The following is a 26,911-nucleotide window of genomic DNA, read 5'->3' as shown; positions in this document are numbered from 1 at the left end:
CAAACCAAAACAAGCTGACTCTCAACTTTCTCTTAGTATCATCACCTCTATTCCCGGTGAATCACCTACAGTCTCTCTTTATTCTCTCTTAACTGCTACCCACCCAATTCCGCTCTCATGCCTCAGGTCTCCCCAAAAACACTTGAGCGTTGTATGGCTAAGCCTCTCGGGCAATTAGTACATGTTAGCTCAATGGCTCGCACCACTTACACACCATGCCTATCTACGTCTTAGTCTTAAACAACCCTTACAGATTTATAATCTGGGAGAACTCATCTCTTGGCAAGTTTCGTGCTTAGATGCTTTCAGCACTTATCTCTTCCGCACTTAGCTACCCGGCAATGCGTCTGGCGACACAACCGGAACACCAGCGGTGCGTCCACTCCGGTCCTCTCGTACTAGGAGCAGCCCCAACCAATTCTCCAACGCCCACGGCAGATAGGGACCGAACTGTCTCACGACGTTCTAAACCCAGCTCGCGTACCACTTTAAATGGCGAACAGCCATACCCTTGGGACCTACTTCAGCCCCAGGATGTGATGAGCCGACATCGAGGTGCCAAACACCGCCGTCGATATGAACTCTTGGGCGGTATCAGCCTGTTATCCCCGGAGTACCTTTTATCCGTTGAGCGATGGCCCTTCCATGCAGAACCACCGGATCACTATGACCTACTTTCGTACCTGCTCGACTTGTCTGTCTCGCAGTTAAGCTTGCTTATACCATTGCACTAACCTGACGATGTCCGACCGTCATTAGCAAACCTTCGTGCTCCTCCGTTACTCTTTGGGAGGAGACCGCCCCAGTCAAACTACCCACCAGACACTGTCCGAGACCACGTTTCGTAATCTTCGTTAGAACATCAAACGTTAAAGGGTGGTATTTCAAGGACGACTCCACAATCACTGGCGTGACTGCTTCAAAGTCTCCCACCTATCCTACACATCAAAATTCAATGTTCAGTGTCAAGCTATAGTAAAGGTTCACGGGGTCTTTCCGTCTAGCCGCGGGTACACCGCATCTTCACGGCGATTTCAATTTCACTGAGTCTCGGGTGGAGACAGCCTGGCCATCATTATGCCATTCGTGCAGGTCGGAACTTACCCGACAAGGAATTTCGCTACCTTAGGACCGTTATAGTTACGGCCGCCGTTTACTGGGGCTTCGATCAAGTGCTTCTCTTGCGATAACACCATCAATTAACCTTCCAGCACCGGGCAGGCATCACACCCTATACGTCCACTTTCGTGTTTGCAGAGTGCTGTGTTTTTAATAAACAGTTGCAGCCAGCTGGTATCTTCGACCGGTTCAACCTTCAGGGGCAAGCCCTTACAATCTACGCCGGCGCACCTTCTCCCGAAGTTACGGTGCTATTTTGCCTAGTTCCTTCACCCGAGTTCTCTCAAGCGCCTGAGTATTCTCTACCTGACCACCTGTGTCGGTTTTCAGTACGGTTTAGATAAACCTGAAGCTTAGTGGCTTTTCCTGGAAGTGTGGTATCGGTTACTTCAGCTCCGTAGAGCCTCGTCATCATCTCTCAGTGTTAAGGAAGTCCGGATTTGCCTAAACTCCCCACCTACCAACTTAAACGACCATATCCAACAGGTCGATAACCTAACCTTCTCCGTCCCCACATCGCAGTTTATCCAAGTACGGGAATATTAACCCGTTTCCCATCGACTACGCTTTTCAGCCTCGCCTTAGGGGCCGACTCACCCTGCCCCGATTAACGTTGGACAGGAACCCTTGGTCTTCCGGCGAACGGGTTTTTCACCCGTTTTATCGTTACTTATGTCAGCATTCGCACTTGTGATACGTCCAGCAAACCTCTCGATTCACCTTCTTCCGCTTACACAACGCTCCCCTACCCAACAGTATTGCTACTGATGCCGCAGCTTCGGTGCTATATTTGAGCCCCGTTACATCTTCCGCGCAGGCCGACTCGACTAGTGAGCTATTACGCTTTCTTTAAATGATGGCTGCTTCTAAGCCAACATCCTAGCTGTCTAAGCCTTCCCACTTCGTTTCCCACTTAATATAGACTTTGGGACCTTAGCTGGCGGTCTGGGTTGTTTCCCTCTCCACGACGGACGTTAGCACCCGCCGTGTGTCTCCTGAGTATCACTCTTCGGTATTCGCAGTTTGCATCGGGTTGGTAATCCGGGATGGACCCCTAGCCGAAACAGTGCTCTACCCCCGAAGGTGTCCGCTCAAGGCTCTACCTAAATAGATTTCGGGGAGAACCAGCTATCTCCCGGTTTGATTGGCCTTTCACCCCCAGCCACAAGTCATCCGCTAATTTTTCAACATTAGTCGGTTCGGTCCTCCAGTTAGTGTTACCCAACCTTCAACCTGCCCATGGCTAGATCACCGGGTTTCGGGTCTATACCTTGCAACTAATCGCCCAGTTAAGACTCGGTTTCCCTTCGGCTCCCCTATTCGGTTAACCTCGCTACAAAATATAAGTCGCTGACCCATTATACAAAAGGTACGCAGTCACCCTTGCGGGCTCCCACTGCTTGTACGTACAAGGTTTCAGGTTCTATTTCACTCCCCTCACCGGGGTTCTTTTCGCCTTTCCTTCACAGTACTGGTTCACTATCGGTCAATCAGGAGTATTTAGCCTTGGAGGATGGTCCCCCCATCTTCAAACAGGATATCACGTGTCCCGCCTTACTTGTCGTTAGCTTAGTACCATAACCTGGACTTCGAGTACGGGGCTATCACCCTGTGTCGCTGTGCTTCCCAGCACATTCCTCTGTCTCTGTCATTATCACTAACAGGCTCCTTCGCGTTCGCTCGCCGCTACTAACGAAATCTCGGTTGATTTCTTTTCCTCGGGGTACTTAGATGTTTCAGTTCTCCCGGTTCGCCTCATTATCCTATGGATTCAGATAATGATAGTGGGTTCTTCACCCACTGGGTTTCCCCATTCGGACATCTTGGATTAAACGCCTCTTATCGACTCATCCAAGCTTTTCGCAGATTAGCACGTCCTTCGTCGCCTCTGATTGCCAAGGCATCCACCTTGTACGCTTTGTCACTTAACCATACAACCTCAAGTATTCTTATAATTAATTCAATTTCATAAACTTAAAAGTTAATTTAAATCTAAAATCCACTTAAAATCACAACATTGAATCGAAAACACTTAACGTCGCTAAGCAGTAACAGTTAATTTATTAAGAGCAATCGCCTTTTATCAATTACTCTCACTCAGACTTTCTTGAAAGTCTCGTTTTCAGCTTGTTTCCGGTTTGTTAAAGAACAGGTTTTATAAAGAAGATGAATAATCATCTTTATATGGCGTCCCCACGGGGATTCGAACCCCGGTTACCGCCGTGAAAGGGCGATGTCCTAGGCCTCTAGACGATGGGGACAACATATAAAGATGCTCTCTTTTCTTCCTTTGCTTTGCTCTTCTCTTGTCTACAATCATCAGCCAAACTGTGTGGACACTTAAGTTCGTCTTTCGGTAAGGAGGTGTTCCAACCGCAGGTTCCCCTACGGTTACCTTGTTACGACTTCACCCCAGTCATGAATCATACCGTGGTAAACGCCCTCCCGAAGGTTAAGCTATCTACTTCTGGTACAACCCACTCCCATGGTGTGACGGGCGGTGTGTACAAGGCCCGGGAACGTATTCACCGCGACATTCTGATTCGCGATTACTAGCGATTCCGACTTCATGGAGTCGAGTTGCAGACTCCAATCCGGACTTAGACGTACTTTGTGAGATTCACTCCACCTCGCGGCTTCGTCGCCCTCTGTATACGCCATTGTAGCACGTGTGTAGCCCTACTCGTAAGGGCCATGATGACTTGACGTCATCCCCACCTTCCTCCGGTTTATCACCGGCAGTCTCCTTTGAGTTCCCGACCTAATCGCTGGCAACAAAGGATAAGGGTTGCGCTCGTTGCGGGACTTAACCCAACATTTCACAACACGAGCTGACGACAGCCATGCAGCACCTGTCTCATGGTTCCCGAAGGCACTCTCATATCTCTACAAGATTCCATGGATGTCAAGAGTAGGTAAGGTTCTTCGCGTTGCATCGAATTAAACCACATGCTCCACCGCTTGTGCGGGCCCCCGTCAATTCATTTGAGTTTTAACCTTGCGGCCGTACTCCCCAGGCGGTCGATTTATCACGTTAGCTACGGGCACCAAGCTCAAAGCCCAATCCCCAAATCGACAGCGTTTACAGCGTGGACTACCAGGGTATCTAATCCTGTTTGCTCCCCACGCTTTCGCACATGAGCGTCAGTACATTCCCAAGGGGCTGCCTTCGCCTTCGGTATTCCTCCACATCTCTACGCATTTCACCGCTACACGTGGAATTCTACCCCTCCCTAAAGTACTCTAGACCCCCAGTCTGAAATGCAATTCCCAGGTTAAGCCCGGGGATTTCACACCTCACTTAAAAGTCCGCCTGCGTGCCCTTTACGCCCAGTTATTCCGATTAACGCTCGCACCCTCCGTATTACCGCGGCTGCTGGCACGGAGTTAGCCGGTGCTTCTTCTGTGATTAACGTCAATCGTGATGCCTATTAAACATCACGCCTTCCTCGTCACCGAAAGAACTTTACAACCCGAAGGCCTTCTTCATTCACGCGGCATGGCTGCGTCAGGGTTGCCCCCATTGCGCAATATTCCCCACTGCTGCCTCCCGTAGGAGTCCGGGCCGTGTCTCAGTCCCGGTGTGGCTGGTCATCCTCTCAGACCAGCTAGGGATCGTCGGCTTGGTAGGCCATTACCCTACCAACTACCTAATCCCACTTGGGTTCATCCTATGGCATGTGGCCCGAAGGTCCCACACTTTCATCTCTCGATTCTACGCGGTATTAGCGACAGTTTCCCGTCGTTATCCCCCTCCATAAGCCAGATCCCCAAGCATTACTCACCCGTCCGCCACTCGTCAGCATAAGTACAAGTACTTACCTGCTACCGTTCGACTTGCATGTGTTAAGCCTGCCGCCAGCGTTCAATCTGAGCCATGATCAAACTCTTCAATTCAAAAAGTTTAATCGCTCAATACTGCTAGCTAATTAATCTATCTATAAATAAACGATTGTTTCGTAGCACTATTCAGTTCAATTTTAAAATTCTTTTAAAAACGAATCTTCAAGTGCCCACACAGTTTGTCTGATTGATTGTTAAAGAACAAAAAACGACGCGCTGTTTAGTGCTTTACAACGGCGCGTCGTTGTGGGGGCGTATTATAGGCTTTTATTCAACCCTTGCAACCCCTTTTTGCAATTTTTTGCAAAATATTTTTCGATTGATTATTTTTTGTTAAAACTAATGCTCTATTCAATAAAATTAGCATAAAAAAGTGCAGTGAATTTTCGCTATGTTAAAAAACGTTCGGAAAATCTACCGCACTTTTATTTCTTTAAAATGACTTATTCAATACTTCTCTCAATGCTGAGCCGATTTGTGCTAAACTTCTGACAGTTTTTACACCGGCAGCTTCAAGGGCTGCGAATTTCTCATCGGCAGTGCCTTTACCGCCACTAATGATAGCACCGGCGTGTCCCATACGCTTACCTTTAGGTGCGGTAACACCTGCGATGTAGCTTACAACAGGTTTGGTCACATGCTCTTTAATGAACGCCGCCGCTTCTTCCTCTGCCGAACCGCCGATTTCACCAATCATCACAATCGCTTCGGTTTGCGGATCGTCTTGGAATAATTTCAAAATATCTACAAAACTAGAACCCGGAATTGGGTCACCGCCGATACCAACACATGTAGATTGACCAAAGCCTTCGTCTGTGGTTTGTTTCACCGCTTCATAAGTCAAGGTGCCGGAACGGGAAACGATACCGATTTTACCTTTTTTATGAATATGGCCAGGCATAATACCGATTTTGCATTCTTCCGGTGTAATCACGCCAGGGCAGTTTGGTCCAATCATGCGTACACCGGTTTGATTTAAACGTTGTTTTACCACCAACATATCAAGAGTTGGGATGCCTTCGGTAATACAAACAATCAATTTAATGCCTGCATCAATGGCTTCTAAAATGGCATCTTTACAACCTGGCGCAGGCACATAAATTACCGTTGCGGTGGCACCGGTAGCTTCTACCGCTTCGCGTACCGTATTGAAAACCGGTAAGCCTAAATGGGTTGTGCCGCCTTTATTTGGAGAAACACCGCCAACTAATTTTGTTCCGTAAGCTAATGCCTGTTCGGAATGAAATGTACCTTGACCACCAGTGAAACCTTGGCAAATGACCTTTGTATCTTTATTAATTAAAATTGACATTTTTTTACTCCTTACGCATGACCATTTGCCGCTTTCACAGACTCTACCGCTGCATCCGTTAAGGTTTGCGCCGCAATAATATTCAAACCGCTGTTCGCTAAAATTTCACGCCCTAATGGCGCGTTATTACCTTCTAAACGCACCACAACCGGCACGTTCACACCCACTTCATTTACTGCCGCGATAATCCCTTCTGCAATGAGATCACAACGCACGATACCGCCGAAAATATTGACGAGCACCGCTTTCACATTTTTATCGGAAAGAATGATTTTGAAGGCTTCTGCAACGCGTTCTTTGGTTGCGCCGCCACCTACATCCAAGAAGTTCGCAGGTTGACCGCCGTGTAGCTTCACAATATCCATCGTGCCCATAGCAAGCCCGGCGCCGTTTACCATGCAACCAATATTACCGTCTAATGCCACATAGTTGAGTTGGAAACTTTCAGCCAAGGCTTCACGCGGATCGTCTTGACTTGGATCTTGCATTGCGGCTAACGCAGGTTGGCGATATAGCGCATTGCTATCCACCACAATTTTGGCATCTAAACAAAGGAGATTGCCCTCTTTTGTGACCACAAGCGGATTCACTTCTAATAAAGACAAATCTTTTTCTACGAACATTTTTGCCATTTGAGTGAAAAGATATACAAATTGTTTAACCTGCTCGCCTTTTAAACCTAATTTGAACGCAAGCTCACGACCTTGATACGGCATGCCGCCGGTCAGCGGGTCAATCGCCATTTTATGTAATAAGTGCGGTGTTTTTTCAGCGACTTCTTCAATGTTAATGCCACCTTCGGTGGACACCATGAAGACCACACGTTGCGAAGCGCGATCCAATACGGCACCTAAGTACAACTCACGTTCAATTTGTGCTTTTTCCTCTACATAAATGGTATTTACCGGCTGACCATTGGCATCAGATTGGAAAGTTACCAAGCGCTGTCCCAACCATTTATTGGCAAATTCTCTCACTTCCGCTTCATTGCGCACGAGTTTCACACCGCCCGCTTTGCCACGTCCTCCTGCATGCACTTGACATTTGATAACCCATCCGTCACCGTCCAGATGCTTAATGGCGTCTGCTGCTTCGTCTGCTGTTGAACAAGCAATCCCTTTGCTGACAGGCAATTGGTATTCGACAAAAAGTTGCTTACTTTGATATTCATGTAGATTCATAAAAAATCCTTGGTTAAATGCACTAATTTGCGTAATAACTTGTCTCGAGACAATAAAGAACCGCCTGTCTTACAAACAAGCGGTTCTTCTCTTTTAAATTTCTAACAATAATCTGGTTGGATCTTCCAACAATTCTTTGACTGTTACCAAGAAACCCACAGATTCGCGGCCGTCAATTAAACGGTGATCATAGCTTAGCGCCAGGTACATCATTGGACGAATCACCACTTGGCCATCAATAGCCACCGGACGATCTTTAATGGCGTGCATACCCAAAATCGCACTTTGCGGCGGGTTGATGATTGGCGTGGACATTAAGGAACCGAACACACCGCCGTTAGTGATCGTAAAGTTACCGCCGGTTAAATCTTCCACGGTCAATTTGCCATCACGGCCTTTTTCTGCCAACGCCTTAATAGATTTTTCAATTTCCGCCATAGAAAGTTTGTCACAATCACGCAATACCGGCGTCACCAAACCGCGAGGCGTAGAAACGGCAATACTTACGTCAAAATAGTTGTGATAAACCACGTCATCACCGTCAATGGAGGCATTCACTTCCGGATAACGTTTTAAGGCTTCCACTACAGCTTTAATGTAGAAAGACATAAAACCCAAACGTACGCCATGTTGTTTTTCAAATTTTTCACCATATTGTTTACGCAAACTCATAATCGGTTGCATATCCACTTCATTGAATGTGGTTAACATGGCAGTGTTATTTTTGGCTTCCAACAAACGTTCTGCAATGCGTTTACGCAAACGGGTCATCGGCACGCGTTTTTCGCTGCGGGCGGCATAAGAGACGGTGCTGACGGTATTTTCTACCGGTTTCACAGCAGCGGCACGTTTTGCAATAACCGCTTCGACGTCTTCACGGGTGATACGACCGCCCACGCCAGTCCCTTTCACCTCAGTGGCTTGTACATCATGTTCCGCCAATAAACGGCGAACTCCCGGGCTTAACACATCAGAGGTATGAGGCTCATCCGGCACTTCGGTACGACGATCCGCCGGGGTCGGTTCTGCCGTTTTTTCCATTGCTGCAGCAGCTGCTGAAACAGAATCCTCCAACGTACCGAGCAATTGTTTGCTCACGACAGTAGCACCCTCACCTTGCAAAATTTCGGTAATAATGCCATCCGCTTGCGCCGGCACTTCAAGCACCACTTTGTCGGTTTCAATTTCCACAATCACTTCATCACGTTTCACCGCATCCCCTGCTTTTTTATGCCAAGTGGCAACGGTGGCATCGGCAACTGACTCGGGCAAATCCGGCACGAGAATTTCAATAGTCATGATTTTATTCCTTTTGTGTATTCATTTCGCTAAGTATCAATTTATTGCACTTAAAGTGCGGTCGTTTTTCAAGACGTTTTTTAACGGAAAAAACAGTTTTAAAATCCACCGCACCTTACGTCATTTCGTTATTAAAGCGTTAAGGCATCTTCCACCAATTGCTGTTGCTGTTTAGTATGCAAAGACAAATAACCTACCGCAGGTGACGCAGATGCCGGACGGCCGGCGTAAGTTAATTTTGCTTTTGTTGGAATCACCGCTTCAAAGTTATGTTTGCTGCTATACCAAGCACCTTGATTTAACGGCTCTTCTTGGCACCACACCACATCTTTTACATGAGCATATGGGGCAAGCACCGCTTTGACGTCTTCGTGTGGGAACGGATAAAGTTGTTCAATACGAATAATAGCGACATTGGTTTGCCCGTTTTTACGGCGTTGTTCCAATAAATCGTAATATACCTTACCGGCACACATCACGACACGTTTCACTTTTTTCGGATCAAGTTCATCAATTTCACCGATAACCGTTTGGAACGTTCCGTTGACCAATTCTTCCATACTGGACACCGCTAACGGATGACGCAATAAGGATTTCGGCGAGATACCAATTAATGGACGACGCATTTTACGAATGGCTTGGCGACGTAACATATGATAAACCTGAGCCGGCGTCGACGGAATGCACACCTGCATATTTTGCTCCGCGCAAAGTTGTAAATAACGTTCCAAACGGGCCGAAGAGTGTTCCGGCCCTTGTCCTTCATAGCCGTGCGGAAGCAACATGACCAAGCCGCACATTCTTCCCCACTTTTGTTCGCCTGAACTGATAAATTGGTCAATGACGATTTGAGCACCGTTGGCGAAATCGCCGAATTGCGCTTCCCAAATGGTAAGGGTTTTCGGATCCGTTGTGGCATAACCATATTCAAAAGCCAACACGCCTTCTTCCGTCAATACGGAATCCCATACCTCAAAGCGACCTTGATTGGCGTGCAATTGGGTTAATGGCACATAGCCGGTACCGTCTTTTTGATTATGCACCACAGCATGACGATGGAAAAATGTGCCTCGACCCGCGTCTTCACCGGATAAACGCACATGAGTGCCTTCATCTAATAAGCTGGCATATGCCATAGTTTCGGCCATTCCCCAGTCTAATGGTTTCTTGCCTTTTGCCATTTCCATACGATCCGCATAGATTTTTTCGACACGCGGATGCGGCTGCACATAATCAGGATATTGAGACACCCGTTTTGCCAACGTTTTAAAACGCTTAATTGGGAAATGGCTTTCATATGGTGTTGTCCAATCGTAGTTAAGATATTGCAACCAATCCACTTTTGCCATATCCATTGGGCGCCATTCCGGCACAACACATTCACCGTTATCTAAAGCATCACGGTACAAATTGGAGATTTCAGTGGCATCTTCTTCAGTAATCACGCCTTCTTGAATTAAACGATTGGCGTACACCTTCGGCGGTGTCGGGTGTTTTTTGATAATGCCATACATCATCGGCTGGGTAGCTAATGGTTCATCAGCTTCGTTGTGGCCATGACGACGATAAGAAATTAAATCAATGAAAATATCCCGTTTAAAGACAGCACGATATTCCACCGCCATTCGGGCGGCAAACGCAACTGCCTCCGGATCATCGCCGTTCACGTGAATAATTGGCGCTTGAATCATTTTCGCAATGTCAGTACAAAATTCGGTAGAACGGGTATCGTTCGGGTTAGAGGTCGTGAAACCGATTTGGTTGTTGATCACAATACGAATCGTACCGCCCACCTTATAACCGCGAGCATTGGACATATTCAGTGTTTCTTGCACGATACCCTGACCTGTTACCGCAGAATCGCCATGTACGGTAATTGCTAACACTTTGTTATGTTCTTTATCTTGTTTACGGGTTTGTCTCGCACGTACGGAACCAATAACGACCGGGCTCACAATTTCCAAGTGAGACGGGTTAAAAGCAAGTGTCAGATGCACTTTTTTATCATCTACCGCAAAATCGGAGGAGAAACCTTGGTGATATTTCACATCGCCGGTGCGCTTGTTATCAGCATGTTTACCGGCAAACTCATCAAATAATTCGCTCGGACGTTTACCGAAGACGTTGACTAACATATTTAGACGACCACGATGTGCCATCCCCAACACCACATCATCCATACCGTTACGGCTGGCGTGGCGGATGATCTCTTTCATCATCGGAATAAACGCATCGCTTCCTTCCAAAGAGAAACGCTTGGCTCCCGGGAATTTCGCCCCTAAATAACGCTCTAAACCGTCCGCCGCCGTTAATTCTTTCAGCAAATTGATTTTTTCGTCTTTACTGAAAAGCGGCTGTTCAATCCATTTTTCTTGTTTGCTTTGCAACCAATTACGCTGTTCCATATCATGAATGTGCATAAACTCGAGACCAATGTTACCACAATAGGTTGCTTTCAAATCGCGGGCTAAATCACTGAGTTTAATGCTTTCTTTGCCATAAACGGCATAGTCAATATTGAAACTTTCATCCAAATCGGCGTCGGTTAATCCATGTTGATGATAATCTAATTCAGGTACAGAGGAAGTTTTCCAACGGTAATAATTGAGGGGGTCAAGTGTGGCTTCAATGTAGCCACGAGAACGGTATGCGTTAATGAACTGTAAAACTTTGACTAATTTCGCACTCGCTTCCGGGTCAATCACGGTAACGCTCTGCCCATGATTTTCTCGCGCTAAACGACGGAAATAATCGCGTACTGTCGAATGGGGTTGCTCAGGTGCGGTGGATTTTGGCAACGTTTCGAAAATCGCCTGCCAACTGGCATCCACGCTTTTCGGGTCTTCAAGATAGCGTTCATAAAGATCCTCAATATAAGACTGATTCGCTCCACCTAATGCACTAGAGGTGAGCAATTCCTGTAAAGAATGCTGCATACATACCACCTTTAAATTAATACGCTAACAAACAACGTGACGATAGATAAACATAGAAGAGTTCTACTCTTCAGAGAGGGACACATTATGCCTGAGAAATAAAATCCATACTGTGATCCAGATTTGAATTTTTACAAAAAAATAACTTTTTATCTCCTTTTTGGCTACAAGTGCAGTGAACAAACGCGATGTTATAATGGAAAAATGCCGTATTTTTTCACCGCACTTCATTTGTAAAAAACAATTACTCCGCTTTTACATAAGGATTTGTTTGCTTTTCGGTGCCAATCGTAGTGTAAGGGCCATGACCGGCAACAATAATCATATCATCCCCCAAGGGATATAACTTTTCACGAATAGACGCAATAATCTCTTCATAGCTTCCGCCAGGAAAATCCGTACGACCAATGCCGCTTTTGAATAATACATCACCGGTAAAAGCGATGCGTTTTTGATGCTCGATAAAACCGATATGGCCAGGCGTATGGCCGGGCAAATGTAATACTTCAAAGGTAAAATCGCCTATCGTTAACACTTCCCCTTCCTGATCCAACCAACGATCAGGTTCAAAAGCAGCCACTTCAAATAAGGTACCGAACTTTTCCGATTGTTGCGGCAGGCTTTTAAACCAATAATCGTCTTTGGAATTTGAACCTAAAATTTGCACATTGAAATGTTGCTTCAACTTTTCTGCCGCGCCGACATGATCCAAATGGCCGTGCGTAAGCAAAATCACCTGTAAATTCAATCCTAATTCTTCAATACGCTTAATGAGTTTATCGGCCTCACCACCCGGATCAATAATAGCAGCATTGTTATTCTCATCCCAAATTAATGAACAATTTTGCTGAAATGCCGTCACCGGAATAATTTCAATATTCATCGTCTCTCCCTGTTACCTTGTATAAAAAAACCGCAACAAAGTGCGGTTCAAAATTTGACTATTTTTCACTAGCTGCCATTCCATGTACGAACCGGACCGGTGTCCATGTGAACAAAATTACTGCGTGGATAATAACCTACTCCACCATCTTGCAGAGATTGTACCGCATCACGCAATTTTGCTAATGGTACACCATCAATCCGGAAATCAATGGCCTGACCACGAATATGATAGCTATTGCTTGCCACACCACGACTACGACGGTGCATTGCAGCGTTACTGGCGGCAGAGCGATAACCACAAATAATTTGAATTTCGGTGTTGCGCAAACCTAACTGTTGCTGAACCCGATAGAATTTTGTAAACAACTGTGGATCCATTTTATGTACCTGATTGGTACGTTTATCACGTAGGAAATGATCAAGAAGTCGTAACGTATTGGCACTGAAACCACGACCAAGGGCAAATTCGGCACTTAATTTTTCCCCGGTATTGATGTTGCGAAAACTCAACATTCGCGGTCTTGGTGTTGAAACCGCTGCTAACACTGTATCAGGCAATAATGCTGCGCCCAACACAATTCCTCCTAGCGATAACCACTTACGACGGCCATGGTTAATATTACTCATCTTTTATTCCTAAATATTGTTACAAATCGTTGTTTTTGACTGATTCCGCCAAACTTAGTTCAACCCATAATTACTGAACATATTGCTTTAAAACATCCCAGTCAATATAGCTCAAATTCGGGGCTTTGTCATAACCGTAAATATCCGGCAAAGTATGAACTTGATCTTTATCAACCCATGCGGTGACATAATATAAAAAGACCGGATTATCGGATTTAATACTGGCTGATGTGGTTTTTCGACTTTTCAACACACTTTGTTTTCGTTCATCGCTCCAACCTGCCTCTTTCAACAAAATTGTCGCCAGTTGATCGGATTTTTCCACACGCACACAACCGGAACTTAAATCACGTTTTTTATTACCAAATAAGTTGCGTTTTGGTGTGTCATGTAAGTAAATGGCATCAGTGCTAGGCATATTAAATTTATAGTTACCCAAAGCACTATTGTCGCTTGGTGCCTGACGTAAACGGTACGGGAATTTCTTCGCTGTCATGTTTTCCCAGTCGATGGTATAAGGATCGATTGTATTGCCGTTGTCATCAATAATCGTATAGCCATTACGATAAATGTAACTCGGATCTTTTCGTACTTTCGGAATAATGTCTTCGTTAATTAAACGGGTTGGGGCATTCCACGGCGGATTCACAACCACATTACTTAAACGACTAAACATAACCGGTGTTTTACGTTCTGATTTTCCGACAATCACGCGGGAATTTAATACCACTTCCCCATCGCGGTAATAAGTTAATTGATAACTTGGAATATTCACGAAAATACCATTTTGGAAAACCGGCAAAATTCGCAAACGTTGTGCATTAATTGCCAAACGATGTAGCTCGGTAATTTTATTTTTATCCACACCTTTTACAATCAACTCCTTCACTTTACCTAAGGTTTGCTTAAACAAAGGATTATCACTGGAAAGGTTTTTTACGAAAGCCAAATTATCGTTATTTTTGACTGCACTTAGCCACGCGGACAGTTGGTTTTCATCAAACTTACCTGCTTTATAACTATTTTCCGAATACAACCACTTTTGCGCTGAACGTTGCACATTATTGGCATAATACAAATAATCTAAAAAAGCATCGGTTAAAATGATATCTTCAATTAACTCCCCTTTGCCAACGGAGTCACTCACTGCATTCAACGCGCCGGAAGAACGTTTAGAAACCCCTGCGGCAACCATAAGCGCATAATCATGTAAAAATTGTTGCTTGGCTTGAGCATCCGTCCAAAGAGGAGAAAAGTTATTCTCTGCGTAAATTTTTGCAATAAGCGGTTTAAATTGCAGCTGAGTATCACCGATACGCTCAACTAAAGCCAGCTCGGCTTGCTGTTGTTTTTCGGCAGCTAAACGCTCTTCTTCCGCTTTTTTCTCGGCAGCCAGACGCTCCTCTTCCGCTTTATTTTCCAATTCTAACTGTTGCGTAGTTAAATTGACTTCCTGCTGCGGCAAAGGCTGTTCAGCAGTATTATCCGCAACCTGAGGCGCCGTAGGTTTAACCTCTTCAGCGGCAACATTTCCTACATGAACCGATATCATTAACGCCAATGTTGCTAATTTAAAAAACTTTGTACTCATAAATAATAGTTCCTTAATTCATCTTCTTGAAAATTTACGCAAAAACGACCGCACTTTTAAAAGTGCGGTCTAAAAATAAAACGTTTACTTATTCGCAGATTTATTCACTTCTTTTATCTCCGTTTTTTCTCCGCTAAATTTTACCGCATCTACCGCAATAGCCGCCGCTTCTTTTAAGAAGAAATCCGGTGCTTCATAATCTTTAGGCAAATCATTAATGTCTTTCAACGGTTTCTTGCCTTCACGTTTAAAGCGGGCATTTAAATCTTTCAAACGTTTATCATCGTCTTTATCGTTTTCCGCTTTACGTTTTTCATAATTCAACGATAAGAATTTACGATCACGACGTTCATCACGTACCTTCAAATCTTCATTTAATGCAATAAATTCAGGATTTTTTGCTATTCTGTCGCGATGTCTTTTCGTTAATTCGGCGACTGAATCACGCGCTTTTGCCACTTCGGAATAATTCACAGATGGAATTTTATCCCAAGGTAAAGCGTTATCTTCTTTCTCTTCGCCATATTCTTTCATATCGATGACATTAGAGAAGGTAATATCCGGTGCCACGCCTTTCAATTGTGTACTGCCACCGTTAATCCGATAGAATTTTTGGATGGTGTATTGAATTAAACCTAATGGGGTTTGATCCAAATCATACACAAAGTTTAATGAACGACTTTGTTGTACCGTACCTTTACCGTAAGTATTTTGACCAATAATAATACCACGATTGTAGTCCTGAATCGCCGCCGCAAAAATTTCGGAAGCGGACGCACTAAAGCGATCAATCATCACTAATAACGGACCTGTATATTGTTGAGCATTGTCCGGATCTTCGTGAACACGAATGCGTTGATAAGCATCTCGTACTTGTACTACAGGACCATCGCTAATAAATAAACCGCTTAACCCTACAGCCTCCGTCAAAGCACCACCACCGTTTTCGCGCAAATCAACAATTAACGCAGAAACATCTTTGGTTTGCATTTCAACAAGCAATTTCTTCACATCATCCGTTAAACCAAGATAAAAACTTGGAATTTTAATAACGGCCACATTCACGCCATCAACTTTTTCAATCGTTAATTTAGCAGCTTGGTCTTCAATACGGATTTTGTCTCGAACCAGCGTCACAATACGGGATTTTCCACCTTTTGCCGGTTCTACTTCTAAGCGAACTTTAGAGCCTTTTTTGCCTTTAATTTTGTCAACGACATCTTCTAAACGCCAACCGACAACATCTTCAATCTCACCTTTCTCTTGGCCTACACCGACGATTTTATCCCCGGCTTTTAGTTTTTTACTGCGTTCTGCAGGAGCACCCGGGACTAAAGACTTAATACTGGTTTCATCATCTTCAGATTGCAATGTGGCACCGATACCCTCTAAAGAAAGGTTCATACTTTCATTAAAGCTTTTTGCAGTGCGGGGGGCCAAATAACTGGTATGGGGGTCAATCTCGCGGGCAAAGGCGTTTAAATAGGTTTGCACTACATCATCTGCCTTGGTTTGAGTTAAACGACGAATGGCTAAATTGTAACGTTTAACCAATTTGTCTTTAATTTCCGGCCATTTTTTATCTTTTAACTTCAAACTGATAATGTCGTTTTTAACTCGCGCTTCCCATAATTTCTCGGCATCGGCTTCTGTTTTTGGCCAAGCAGCTTTTTCACGATCAATTTCAATTTGATCATCACTACTTAAATTTGGCTCTTTATCCAATAAAGACAACGCATAACGGTAACGATCGTAACGGCGCTTCATCATTAAATCATACATATTGAAAGCAATATCCAATGTGCCGGCATTTAATTCGTCATCAATTTTTTTGCCATATTTTGCACGCATTTCATCAACATCGGATTGCAAAAAAGTCGTACGATTAAAATCGAGTGCTTTAAGGTAACGATCAAAAATCTTTTCGGAAAACTCATCGTCAAGTTGAAATTTACGATAATGGGATTGTGTTAGACGGGTCGTTGCACGCTTAGTCGCAAACATATTTGCTTCAGAAGGTTGCAAAGTAACAAGATCGCTTACTTTTAACTTTGGTTGAACCGCATCCACAACACCGGCATCAAGAACAAAGGTTCCTAACACAAGTGCGGTCAAATAATTTTTCGTTTTTGTAAATTTCATTCAGACTTTCCTAGTAAATACACAACAAAATAAAGTTATCCGATAAGATAACTTCATTAAAATTCAAGTTAGGCAAATAAACGATCTGCTGTAATGTTTACCACTAAGCCGTTGTCCAATTCGACACGGGCCGTGTCACTAGAAAACGCTAAAACTACGGCGTTTTGTGCACGTTCCCCTACCTTCACTTTAACCTGTTGGCCTTTTTGTAATGTTGCCATATCAATGCTAGTTAGCGCCACTTTCGGTTTGCGCGGTTTGCGGGCAGGCTTTTCGCCTTGTTTATCAGTACGCTTATGATGACGAGACGGGCGTTTTTTCTCAGCATCGCCTTTGGCTGCTTTTTCAGTCACCCGTTTTTGAGCGACTGCCGCTTTGGCTTCAGCTAATTGTTGTGCAGCGTGTTCGATATGTTCTTGCTCCAACTCACCGGCAGGGTTCCCCTCCAGATCTACACGCACCGCTCCGGCTTTACAGCCATGTAAATAACGCCAGTTTGAGGTATATTGACGCAAGGCTTGGCGCAATTGGGTTTTACTGACGCGCTCATCATCTTTTAAGGCCTCGCTGAGATCTTGAAACAAACCGATTTTTAATGGTTTTGCTTCCCCTTCAATAGAAAAACATAGCGGAAATTTTTCCGCCAAATAAGCAATAATCTCTTTGTTATTAGCTAATTTTTGCACTTCTGTCATTACGAAATCCTGCATAGATTTTAAGTAGAAAAACTTGCCATAGTTTAGCTTAATTTCAGAAAAAATGACAATTAATAATCGATTTACCTCTCAATAAATAATAAATTCTTGCCAAAATGACCGCACTTTTTATGTTTAAGTTATGTAAAGTTGTACAAAAAATCTAAAATACGGTATAGAATACGGCCTCTTTTATACTTAGGTAACATAATTAATGACAGCAAATTCATCCGTAAATTTTGCCAACGCCAATTTTTACCGCATAATGCGTTGCGGAGGTTGTAATGCGGTGGTTAGAATTTCCGCCTTACAACAAGGGCAAAGCGCCGTTTGTCCGCGCTGTCATAATGTCTTATATGCCACCAGTCGTTGGAGCTTAAAACGTTGCTCCATTATCGCCCTTTCAATATTGATTTTAATGCCTTTTGCCTTAACCTATCCGCTTCTTAGCATTGATTTACTTGGCGAAAAAATTAATGCATCAGTCTGGTTGGGCGTGTGGAAAATGGCTACTCAAGGATTTTCTTATACGGCATTCTTAATCTTTATTTGCGCCGTATTTATGCCGATTGCCTTTGCGCTATTGGTAATTTTATTGCAGCTATCAAAAATGATGAAAATCAAGCCGCGCAATTTGCTGATTTCTCTCGGGTATATCAAGCCCTGGGTGATGTTTGATGTTTACTTGGTTGCGCTAGGCGTGAGTATGTTTAAAGTGCGTGAATACGCTACACTCGAAGTGGATATCTATTTAATTGCATTCGTTTTCACCGCACTTTTAACCACGTTATTATTTATTAAAATTAATCCTAACGAAGTATGGAACGATTTTTACCCGCAAAGCAAAGTCGTTAATGAACTGACTCGAACTGAGAGCTTGCGTTATTGCCATTCCTGCCAGTACAGTTTTATCAATCCGCTATCGGATCGCAAGGGGCGGGAGATTTGCCCCCGTTGTTTTTCACAAATAGATATTCCCCCCTCTATTAAATTGCAACGCACCTGGGCACTGTTACTTGCCGGGATAATCATGCTATTCCCCGCCAATTTATTACCAATGTCAGTGGTTTATTTAAACGGTACGCCTAGCGAAGATACATTAATGTCGGGTGTAATAAGCTTTATGGAGATGGGGAGCTATTTCATCGCCTTTATTGTGTTCACCGCCAGTATTTTTGTGCCGATTGGCAAAGTACTGATTATGTTATATTTGCTCATTTGCGTACATTTCAAACTCAAACATTCCATCCGTTGGCAAATGCGCTTATTACATATCGTGCATTTCGTCGGACGTTGGTCTATGTTAGATTTATTCGTATTGGCATTAATGATGTCCTTGGTTACACGCGGACAAATTATTGATTTTTCTGTAGGTACGGCAGCGTTTTATTTCGGTGCAACGGTATTTTTAACAATGATTGCAGCGGAACAATTTGATAGCCGCTTAATTTGGGAAATATATGACAAACAACAAGCAAAACACACCAACTCATGAAACCGACGTATCGGCACAAATTCGTCAAAATAAACGAATTTCACCCTTTTGGTTACTTCCGTTCATTGCCCTTTGTATCGGCGCTATTTTGTTCTTCCAAATTGTGCAAGAGCAAGGCATTAGTGTTCGGATTAGTTTTTCCAATGGTAATGGGATTATAGCGGGTAAAACCCAGATTCGTTATCAAGGATTGCAGATCGGTGTGGTGAAAAAAGTGAATTTCACCGATAACTTACAAAAAGTAGATGTCGTCGCTAATATTTATCCTGAAGCCAAAAGCGTACTCCGTCAAAACACTAAATTTTGGTTGGTTAAGCCAAGCGCTTCTTTAGCCGGAATTTCCGGTCTGGATGCGTTGGTTTCCGGTAACTATATTACTTTACAACCGGGCAATGGCGATACCAAACATGAATTCACTGCGGAAACGGAAGGCCCAATTGCACAACTTAATCCCGGCGATTTATTAATTCATTTGGTTTCTGAGGACTTGGGTTCAATTTCCATTGGCGCATCTATCTATTATAAAAAAATGCCGGTAGGTAAAATCTATGACTATCATTTCACCGAAGATGGCAAAAAAGTCGAAATTGATGTGGTCATTGACAAACCTTATGCCAAATTCGTGAAAAAAGACAGCCACTTTTGGAACATCAGTGGCATTACTGCCAACATTGGTGTTTCCGGCTTAAATGTAAACATGGATAGTTTAAACTCCGTGGTGCAAGGCGCCGTTGCCTTTGACTCACCAAACGAAAGCCCAAACGCCGAAATGAATGAGAAATATACCCTTTATTCTAATTTAGAAACGGCCAAGCGTGGTATCAATATTCAAGTGAACATTCCAAACACCGCAGGATTAGAAGAAGGCAAAACCCGTGTGTACTTCCAAAATACGGAAATCGGCGTCTTATCGAAACTAAGTGCGGTGGAAAATAACGATGAAATTTTAAGTGGTTCATTGCTCATAGATCCAAACCTTACCAATTTATTTAAAGCCAACTCCAACATTGTGCTACGCATGAAAAAGCCGGGACTCGGTGATTTAACCGATGTACAAAAACTGTTGCGTGGAAAATATTTTGAAGTATTACCGGGGTCAGGCGACAACAGAATGGCGTTTGATGTTATTAAAGAAAGCGAACTGTTACTAAAACAACCTAATACCTTGGTACTCAATCTCACGGCACCGGAAACCTACGGCGTTAGCGAAGGGCAACCGCTGATTTATAACAACATTCAAATTGGTGAAATTGTGGAGCAGCATGTAGATACCGATAATGTGAAATTTAAAGTGGCCATAGCCGGAGAATATCGTCATTTAATTCATGGCGACACGCTCTTTATTGCTGCTTCTAATTTTGATGTCAGTATCGGCATTGACGGTTTGCGTTTTGAAACCGCCACACCGGAAAAATGGCTACAAGGCGGCATTCGCGTGGTCGCAGGCAACGCACAAAGCAAGCCTAAAGACACTTATCCGCTTTACAGTAATTTAAGCAACGCAGAAGCCGGCATTACTGATGCTCAACCTAAGCCGACAATCACCTTAAATACCACTAATCTACCAAGTATTAGCAAAGGCTCCTTGGTGCTTTATCGTCAGTATGAAGTCGGGAAAATTTTAGATATCCGTCCGCAAACGCAAAACTTTGCGGTAGATGTGTTTATTTATCCGAAATATCAGCATTTATTAACGGAAAAAAGCCTCTTCTGGGTGGAAAGCGCTGCACAAATTGATATTACGCCAAAAGGCATTAGTATTCAGGCCACTCCTGTCGCTCGTTCTCTAAAGGGGGCAATCAGCTTTGATAACAGTGGCGGTAAAAATAATCACACCCTTTACCCAAATGAATTACGGGCGAAATCTGCCGGCCAACAAATCACGTTAATCGCAGATGATGCCACCAACCTTAGCAAAGGCATGGCATTACGTTATCTTGGGTTAAACATTGGTGAAATCGATAGTATTCAGCTCGACCAAAAAAATAACAAAATCATCAGCAAGGCCTTAATTAATCCAAATTATATGGCGCTCATTGCCAAAGAAGGATCGCGCTTTAAAGTGATTTCACCACAAATTTCCGCAGGTGGCATTGAAAATATCGATAGCCTGTTACAACCTTACATTGACGTGGAAGTCGGATCCGGTAAAAGCAAAACACAATTTACCCTAAGCCAATCCGTCAGTAATAGCATCAAATATACCAACGGGTTGCCACTTGTTCTAGAAACCAACGATGCACAAAACATCACAGCCGGATCACCGATTATGTATCGAGGTGTAGAAGTCGGCACAATTAAAAACTTAGAATTGAACTTCTTGGGCGACCGAGTATTTATCAACATTCTTATCGCCTCGAAATATCAACATTTGGTGCGCCAAAACTCCGAATTCTGGATCTCCTCCGGCTATGATTTCAACCTTAGTTGGTCCGGTGCACAATTTAATACCGGTAGCGTACAAGAACTGTTAAAAGGCGGCATTTCCTTCTCTACCCCATCCGGCACGGTGGTACACGGACAAGCAAAAGCAAATCAACATTTCTTGCTACAAATCAAACGTCCGGAAGGTGCACAAAAATGGAATCAGGGTGCATTACCGTCAGCAAAAAATTGATGGGAAAAACGACCGCACTTTAGAAAATTACAATGAGAATAATGGCTCGTGTTTCTTGACGAGCCATCATGAGGGACTTAGCGAGCCGATAAGGTGATGACATTATTAGTCAAACCGACGATTATTGTTGATAGCGTTTTGTCCAATGTAAAACTTTTGTAAAACAAATAAACTTAAGAAAATTTAAGAATTTTTTAAGAAATCCTATCTATAATGCATAACATTCCAAGGTTGAAAGAAACATCTGTGATTTCACCTGACAACTATCCATTATTTAGAAGGTTTCTATGAAAAAAATAATTACATTAGCAACATTACTTGCGTTATCTTCCTCTGCCTTTGCAGGTTTCCAAGACACCAACGCTGGAAATTACATCACCAATGTGCAAACGGCAAAAAAACAGTACGATAACACGCCGGTAACGTTAGAAGGTTACTTTATTCGTCAAATCGATGATGATGAATTCATTTTCCGTGACAACAGCGGTGAAATTAAAGTAGATGTAGAAGATCGTGCTTGGTTCGGCGTGAATGTCACACCAAATGATCGCGTTCGTATTCACGGTTCCGTGGATAAAGAGTTTGCTGAAGCAACGACCATTGACGTATATCAGATACAAAAAATCAACTAATCTTTTTTATATTCCCCAAAATCGCACGCGTCTTCGGGCGCGTGCCGAATGAAAGTCTTACATATAATACAGCAGAACCACTCCAACAAATCGATTTTCGCAAGGACAGCTTGATATCTGCTCTGCAAAATAGAAGTGCAAAAGTGCGGTCGTTTTTGGCGGCATTTTTTATGCAGTTATTTTCTCATCACTAACTCTACCAGCTTCACAATCACATTCACCGCGTCTTTCATGCCTTCAAGCGTAATCAATTCATGCTTACTGTGAAAGTTATATCCGCCGGTAAAAATATTCGGGCAAGCCAACCCTTTTTCTGCTAACCAGGCGCCATCGGTGCCACCTCGAATGAGTTTATGACTCGGTGTAATCCCGCATTGTTTCATGGCGAGATCCGCCAATTCGATAGATTGAGGTACTTGTTTTACTGCCTCGTACATATTTTTATAGCTATCGGTAAGTTCTAGCTCAATCGGTTTTGGTAAACGTTTTTGTTCATTAAATTGATCTACTAAATCGCGGATAAATTGTTTACGTTTTTCAAATTCGATCGCATCAAAATCCCGAATAAGATAATGTAGCTCCGCTTTCTCAATCTCTCCCAAAAAATGATTTAAATGAAAAAAACCTTCCCGTTGCTCAGTGTTTTCGGGGGTTTCTGCCTGCGGGAAAGATTGCTGAAACTCACAAGCCAAGGCTAATGCGTTAATCATTTTATTTTTTGCCGAACCGGTGTGAATATTGCGTCCGTAAAAAGTCACTTTGGCGGAGGCGGCATTAAAGTTTTCGTATTCCAGCTCCCCCACCGTGCCACCATCAATTGTATAAGCCCAATCACACGGAAAATCATCGAAAGGAAAAAATTGCATACCGAGACCGATTTCTTCATCAGGTGTAAATGCAATACGAATATTGCAATGAGGTAAATTTTCCGTTTTTAAGCGATAAAGTGCAGTCATAATTTCCGCTATTCCGGATTTGTTATCAGCACCCAATAAAGTATTTCCATCAGTTACAATCAAGGTTTTGCCAATGAGCTGATGCAAAAAAGGATAATAGACAGGGCTGATAAATTCTTCGCCGATACCTAAAGCAATGTCACCGCCACGATAATTTTCGATAACTTCAGGCTGTACGTTTTTGCTGCTACAATCAGGCGAGGTATCTAAATGCGAAATGAGGCCGATAGTGGGCGCGTTTAAATCCACATTAGAAGGTAAAAATGCCGTGAGAACACAATGTTTACTCAACACAATGTCTTGTAATCCCAACGCCACAAGTTCTTGTTGTAAGTGTTTAGCAAGGGTAAGTTGACCTGAAGAGCTAGGTGAGTTTTTTGCACCTAGTTTAGATTGAGTATCATAAGCAACATAATTAAAAAAACGTTCCAAAACCGGTTCTTTAGATAGTAAATCTTGCATAATTTTCCTCCCTTATTTTTATCTATTTTGCTTTCCCCAAAATACATGAAAAAAATCGCATTTAGTCTAGCGGTAAAACGTAGCCAGTTCCTTGATATATAACAAATATTCTAGTTTTTATTAAAAATCACTATTAATTACTTTTCATTATGCCCCGATCACTATATCATTAGCTCCTATTTTAAGTCGCCCCTGCATGATTTTGCAGGTTTTTATTTCTACTCAGTACCAACTTATTTGGTGAAATTAGGGAGAAAACCAAAGCTAGTGGAAAATCCAGTTCAAAACAAGCCAATTATTGAGCTTCGTTCTCTTACTAAATCATACGGAACCAACACCATTCTTAAAGATTTTAATCTAACTATTAATAATGGTGAATTCTTAACTATTTTAGGCCCTTCCGGTTGCGGTAAAACCACCGTTTTACGCTTACTTGCAGGTCTTGAAGAATTAGATTCCGGTCATATTATTTTGGACGGTGAAGATATCACTAATGTGCCTGCGGAAAAACGCCACATCAATACCGTATTCCAAAGTTATGCCTTATTCCCACACATGACGATTTTTGAGAATGTCGCCTTCGGTTTGCGTATGCAAAAAGTCGCAGAAAGCGAAATTAAACCTCGCGTTCTGGATGCCTTGCGTATGGTGCAGTTGGAAGAGATGGCAGATCGTAAACCAACCCAGCTTTCGGGTGGTCAACAACAACGTATCGCTATTGCCCGCGCAGTAGTAAACAAGCCTAAAGTATTATTGCTTGATGAATCCTTATCCGCGTTGGATTACAAATTACGTAAAAAAATGCAACAAGAATTAAAAATGTTGCAACGCCAATTAGGTATTACCTTTATTTTCGTGACACACGACCAAGAGGAAGCGATCACGATGTCCGATCGTATTGTGTTGTTGCGTAAAGGAAAAATTGCACAGGACGGCTCCCCGCGTGAAATTTATGAAGATCCGGCGAACCTGTTTGTTGCGCGATTCATCGGCGAAATCAACGTGTTTGATGCTACCGTCATCGAACGCAAATCCGACAATACCGTACTTGCCAATGTGGAAGGCCGTGTGTGTGGTATTTACACGGATATTCCGGTGGAAAAAGATCAAAAACTTCAAGTACTGTTGCGACCTGAAGATATTCTGATTGAAGAATTGGATGAGCATGAGCATTCTAAAGCCATTATCGGTCACATTATTGACCGCACTTACAAAGGTATGACCCTTGAATCCACCGTAGAATTCGAACACAACGGTAAACGCGTATTGGTTAGCGAATTCTTTAACGAAGATGATCCGGATATGGATCACAGTATCGGTCAACGTGTAGGCATTACATGGCACGAAGGTTGGGAGGTCGTACTCAACGATGAAGATAATCAATAATAAATTTCAGAAAATTACTGTTGCGATTATCTTCGGTTGGCTAATCTTCTTTGTGCTAATTCCAAACTTATTGGTATTAGTCGTAAGTTTTTTAACCCGAGATGGTAGCAACTTCTATGCTTTGCCATTTAACTTTGATAACTACATCAACCTGTTTAATCCGCTTTATGCGCAGGTGGTGTGGAACTCATTGTATATGTCGGGCATTGCCACCATTATTTGTTTGCTGATCGGCTATCCGTTCGCTTTTATGGTTAACAAAATTCATCCGAAATATCGACCGCTCTTGTTATTCCTTGTGGTATTGCCATTCTGGACTAACTCCCTTATTCGTATTTATGGTATGAAAGTATTCCTTGGTGTAAAAGGTGTGTTGAATACCATGTTGATGGATATGGGGATTTTGAGTGAACCGATTCGCATTCTGAACACTGAAGTGGCGGTCATCATCGGTTTAGTCTATTTGCTGTTACCATTTATGATTCTACCGCTCTATTCCGCGATCGAAAAACTTGATGGACGTTTATTAGAAGCCGCAAAAGACTTAGGCGCAAATGCAGTTCAGCGTTTCTTCCGTGTGATTCTTCCATTGACTATGCCGGGCATTGTTGCCGGTTGCTTGTTGGTATTGCTACCTGCAATGGGCATGTTCTATGTAGCCGACTTACTTGGTGGTGCGAAAGTATTGTTAGTGGGTAACGTGATCAAGAGCGAATTCTTGATTTCCCGTAACTGGCCATTTGGTTCGGCAATCAGTATCGGTTTAACCATTTTAATGGCATTGTTGATTTTCGTTTACTATCGTGCAAATAAATTGCTAAACAAAAAAATGGAGTTGGAATAATGAGCCGTTTACTACGTAATATTTTTATGTTTGTGGTGTACGCTTATTTGTATATCCCAATCATCATTTTAGTAACTAACTCCTTCAACGAAGACCGTTATGGTTTAAGTTGGAAGGGTTTCAGCTGGAACTGGTATGAACGTTTATTTAACAACGACACCTTAATTCAAGCAGCTATTCATTCCGTAACGATTGCTTTCTTTGCAGCTACGCTTGCCACTATTGTTGGCGGTTTAACAGCAATTGCGCTTTATCGCTACCGTTTCCGCGGTAAACAAGCTGTGAGTGGAATGTTATTTATCGTAATGATGTCGCCGGATATCGTCATGGCAGTGTCTTTACTTGCCTTGTTCATGGTTGTTGGCATTTCATTAGGCTTCTGGTCCTTATTATTAGCCCATGTGACCTTCTGTTTGCCTTATGTGACGGTAACCATCTTCTCCCGCCTAAACGGCTTTGACGCAAGAATGTTAGAAGCGGCGAAAGATTTAGGGGCAAGTGAAATAACCATTTTACGCAAAATCATTCTTCCGCTCGCCTTGCCTGCGGTGGTTTCCGGTTGGTTATTAAGTTTCACCATTTCACTGGACGATGTTGTAGTGTCCTCTTTTGTGAGTGGTGTAAGCTATGAAATCCTACCGTTGCGTATTTTCTCCTTGGTGAAAACCGGGGTTACGCCGGAAGTAAACGCGCTTGCAACCATCATGATTGTGCTTTCATTATTACTTGTTGTTGCCAGCCAATTTATCGGCAGAAAACACAAAGACATCTAGTCATAATAATGCTTCACAAATAATTTAATAGCACATACAATACGCCTTGACGCACAATCAAGGCGTTTTTTTATACCTGTATTTCATGCAGGTGGTTTTTTTTCACCTCTTTTACG

At 43.2% G+C, this 26,911-nt stretch carries 16 protein-coding genes, 1 tRNA gene and 2 rRNA genes; 6 read left to right on the top strand and 13 right to left on the bottom strand.

Translation table 11 applies throughout. The features are described 5' to 3' along the window. Positions 1-153: 153 nt before the first annotated feature. The 12 genes from DK428_RS08835 to proQ form a co-directional block, all read right to left on the bottom strand. Positions 154-3,050, bottom strand: a 23S ribosomal RNA gene (locus DK428_RS08835). A gap of 254 nt (positions 3,051-3,304) precedes the next feature. Continuing rightward, a tRNA-Glu gene (locus DK428_RS08830) sits at positions 3,305-3,380 on the bottom strand. Positions 3,381-3,476: 96 nt separating this feature from the next. After that, positions 3,477-5,016, bottom strand: a 16S ribosomal RNA gene (locus DK428_RS08825). Together the 16S and 23S rRNA genes with 1 tRNA gene alongside form the textbook arrangement of a ribosomal RNA operon. A gap of 379 nt (positions 5,017-5,395) precedes the next feature. Then, on the bottom strand, positions 5,396-6,274 hold the full coding sequence (gene sucD, locus DK428_RS08820; protein ID WP_109059412.1) for a succinate--CoA ligase subunit alpha: 879 nt from the start codon (positions 6,272-6,274) through the stop codon (positions 5,396-5,398). Positions 6,275-6,285: 11 nt separating this feature from the next. Next, the gene (sucC, locus tag DK428_RS08815) at positions 6,286-7,455 is read right to left on the bottom strand and encodes an ADP-forming succinate--CoA ligase subunit beta (RefSeq protein WP_109065194.1); all 1,170 of its coding nucleotides are present in this window, start codon (positions 7,453-7,455) and stop codon (positions 6,286-6,288) included. 93 nt (positions 7,456-7,548) lie between these two features. Continuing rightward, positions 7,549-8,754, bottom strand: a complete 1,206-nt coding sequence (gene odhB, locus DK428_RS08810) for a 2-oxoglutarate dehydrogenase complex dihydrolipoyllysine-residue succinyltransferase (RefSeq protein WP_109065193.1) — start codon at positions 8,752-8,754, stop codon at positions 7,549-7,551. Between the two features lie 131 nt (positions 8,755-8,885). Beyond that, entirely contained in the window at positions 8,886-11,690 is a 2,805-nt protein-coding gene (gene sucA, locus DK428_RS08805) for a 2-oxoglutarate dehydrogenase E1 component (RefSeq protein WP_109065192.1), read from the bottom strand. Between the two features lie 244 nt (positions 11,691-11,934). Then, the gene (locus DK428_RS08800) at positions 11,935-12,573 is read right to left on the bottom strand and encodes an MBL fold metallo-hydrolase (RefSeq protein WP_005702723.1); all 639 of its coding nucleotides are present in this window, start codon (positions 12,571-12,573) and stop codon (positions 11,935-11,937) included. Positions 12,574-12,641: 68 nt separating this feature from the next. Beyond that, on the bottom strand, positions 12,642-13,202 hold the full coding sequence (mepK, locus tag DK428_RS08795) for a peptidoglycan L,D-endopeptidase MepK (RefSeq protein ID WP_109065191.1): 561 nt from the start codon (positions 13,200-13,202) through the stop codon (positions 12,642-12,644). Positions 13,203-13,272: 70 nt separating this feature from the next. Further along, on the bottom strand, positions 13,273-14,793 hold the full coding sequence (locus DK428_RS08790) for a L,D-transpeptidase family protein (protein ID WP_109065190.1): 1,521 nt from the start codon (positions 14,791-14,793) through the stop codon (positions 13,273-13,275). An 84-nt stretch (positions 14,794-14,877) separates the two neighbouring features. Then, positions 14,878-16,935: a carboxy terminal-processing peptidase gene (prc, locus tag DK428_RS08785; protein WP_109065189.1), complete on the bottom strand. Its 2,058-nt coding sequence runs from the start codon at positions 16,933-16,935 to the stop codon at positions 14,878-14,880. 68 nt (positions 16,936-17,003) lie between these two features. Next, positions 17,004-17,630 carry an RNA chaperone ProQ gene (gene proQ, locus DK428_RS08780; protein ID WP_157952198.1) on the bottom strand — a complete coding sequence of 209 codons (627 nt, stop codon included), beginning with the start codon at positions 17,628-17,630 and terminating at the stop codon, positions 17,004-17,006. A gap of 214 nt (positions 17,631-17,844) precedes the next feature. On the opposite strand from proQ, the gene DK428_RS08775 reads away from it, so the two are divergent. The 3 genes from DK428_RS08775 to DK428_RS08765 all read left to right on the top strand — a co-directional run bounded on the left by DK428_RS08775 (position 17,845) and on the right by DK428_RS08765 (position 22,374). Beyond that, positions 17,845-19,125 (top strand): paraquat-inducible protein A, encoded by a 1,281-nt coding sequence (locus DK428_RS08775; RefSeq protein ID WP_109065187.1) that lies wholly within the window; start codon positions 17,845-17,847, stop codon positions 19,123-19,125. After that, a complete protein-coding gene (locus tag DK428_RS08770; RefSeq protein ID WP_109065186.1) occupies positions 19,091-21,742 on the top strand; it encodes a PqiB family protein in 2,652 nt (883 codons plus the stop codon). The genes DK428_RS08775 and DK428_RS08770 overlap by 35 nt, the downstream gene beginning before the upstream one ends. A 287-nt stretch (positions 21,743-22,029) precedes the next feature. After that, positions 22,030-22,374, top strand: a complete 345-nt coding sequence (locus DK428_RS08765; RefSeq protein WP_109065185.1) for a YgiW/YdeI family stress tolerance OB fold protein — start codon at positions 22,030-22,032, stop codon at positions 22,372-22,374. A gap of 176 nt (positions 22,375-22,550) precedes the next feature. On the opposite strand, the gene pepT is transcribed toward DK428_RS08765, so the two are convergent. Beyond that, entirely contained in the window at positions 22,551-23,792 is a 1,242-nt protein-coding gene (gene pepT / locus DK428_RS08760) for a peptidase T (protein WP_109065184.1), read from the bottom strand. 267 nt (positions 23,793-24,059) lie between these two features. Here pepT and potA point away from each other — a divergent pair, with 267 nt between their 5' ends. From potA to potC, 3 genes are read left to right on the top strand one after another with little or no spacing between them, the layout of a single operon-like run. Next, the gene (gene potA / locus DK428_RS08755; RefSeq protein WP_109428567.1) at positions 24,060-25,178 is read left to right on the top strand and encodes a spermidine/putrescine ABC transporter ATP-binding protein PotA; all 1,119 of its coding nucleotides are present in this window, start codon (positions 24,060-24,062) and stop codon (positions 25,176-25,178) included. Beyond that, positions 25,162-26,022 carry a spermidine/putrescine ABC transporter permease PotB gene (potB, locus tag DK428_RS08750; protein ID WP_109065182.1) on the top strand — a complete coding sequence of 287 codons (861 nt, stop codon included), beginning with the start codon at positions 25,162-25,164 and terminating at the stop codon, positions 26,020-26,022. Before potA ends, potB begins: the two co-directional genes overlap by 17 nt. Next, positions 26,022-26,795 carry a spermidine/putrescine ABC transporter permease PotC gene (potC, locus tag DK428_RS08745; protein WP_109065181.1) on the top strand — a complete coding sequence of 258 codons (774 nt, stop codon included), beginning with the start codon at positions 26,022-26,024 and terminating at the stop codon, positions 26,793-26,795. Before potB ends, potC begins: the two co-directional genes overlap by 1 nt. Positions 26,796-26,911 lie beyond the last annotated feature (116 nt).

Origin of the sequence: Aggregatibacter kilianii (genome assembly GCF_003130255.1) — a bacterium.
GTDB lineage: Bacteria > Pseudomonadota > Gammaproteobacteria > Enterobacterales > Pasteurellaceae > Aggregatibacter > Aggregatibacter kilianii.
Note: the sequence above shows the minus strand (reverse complement) of the source record. Positions and strands in the feature narration are given on the sequence as shown.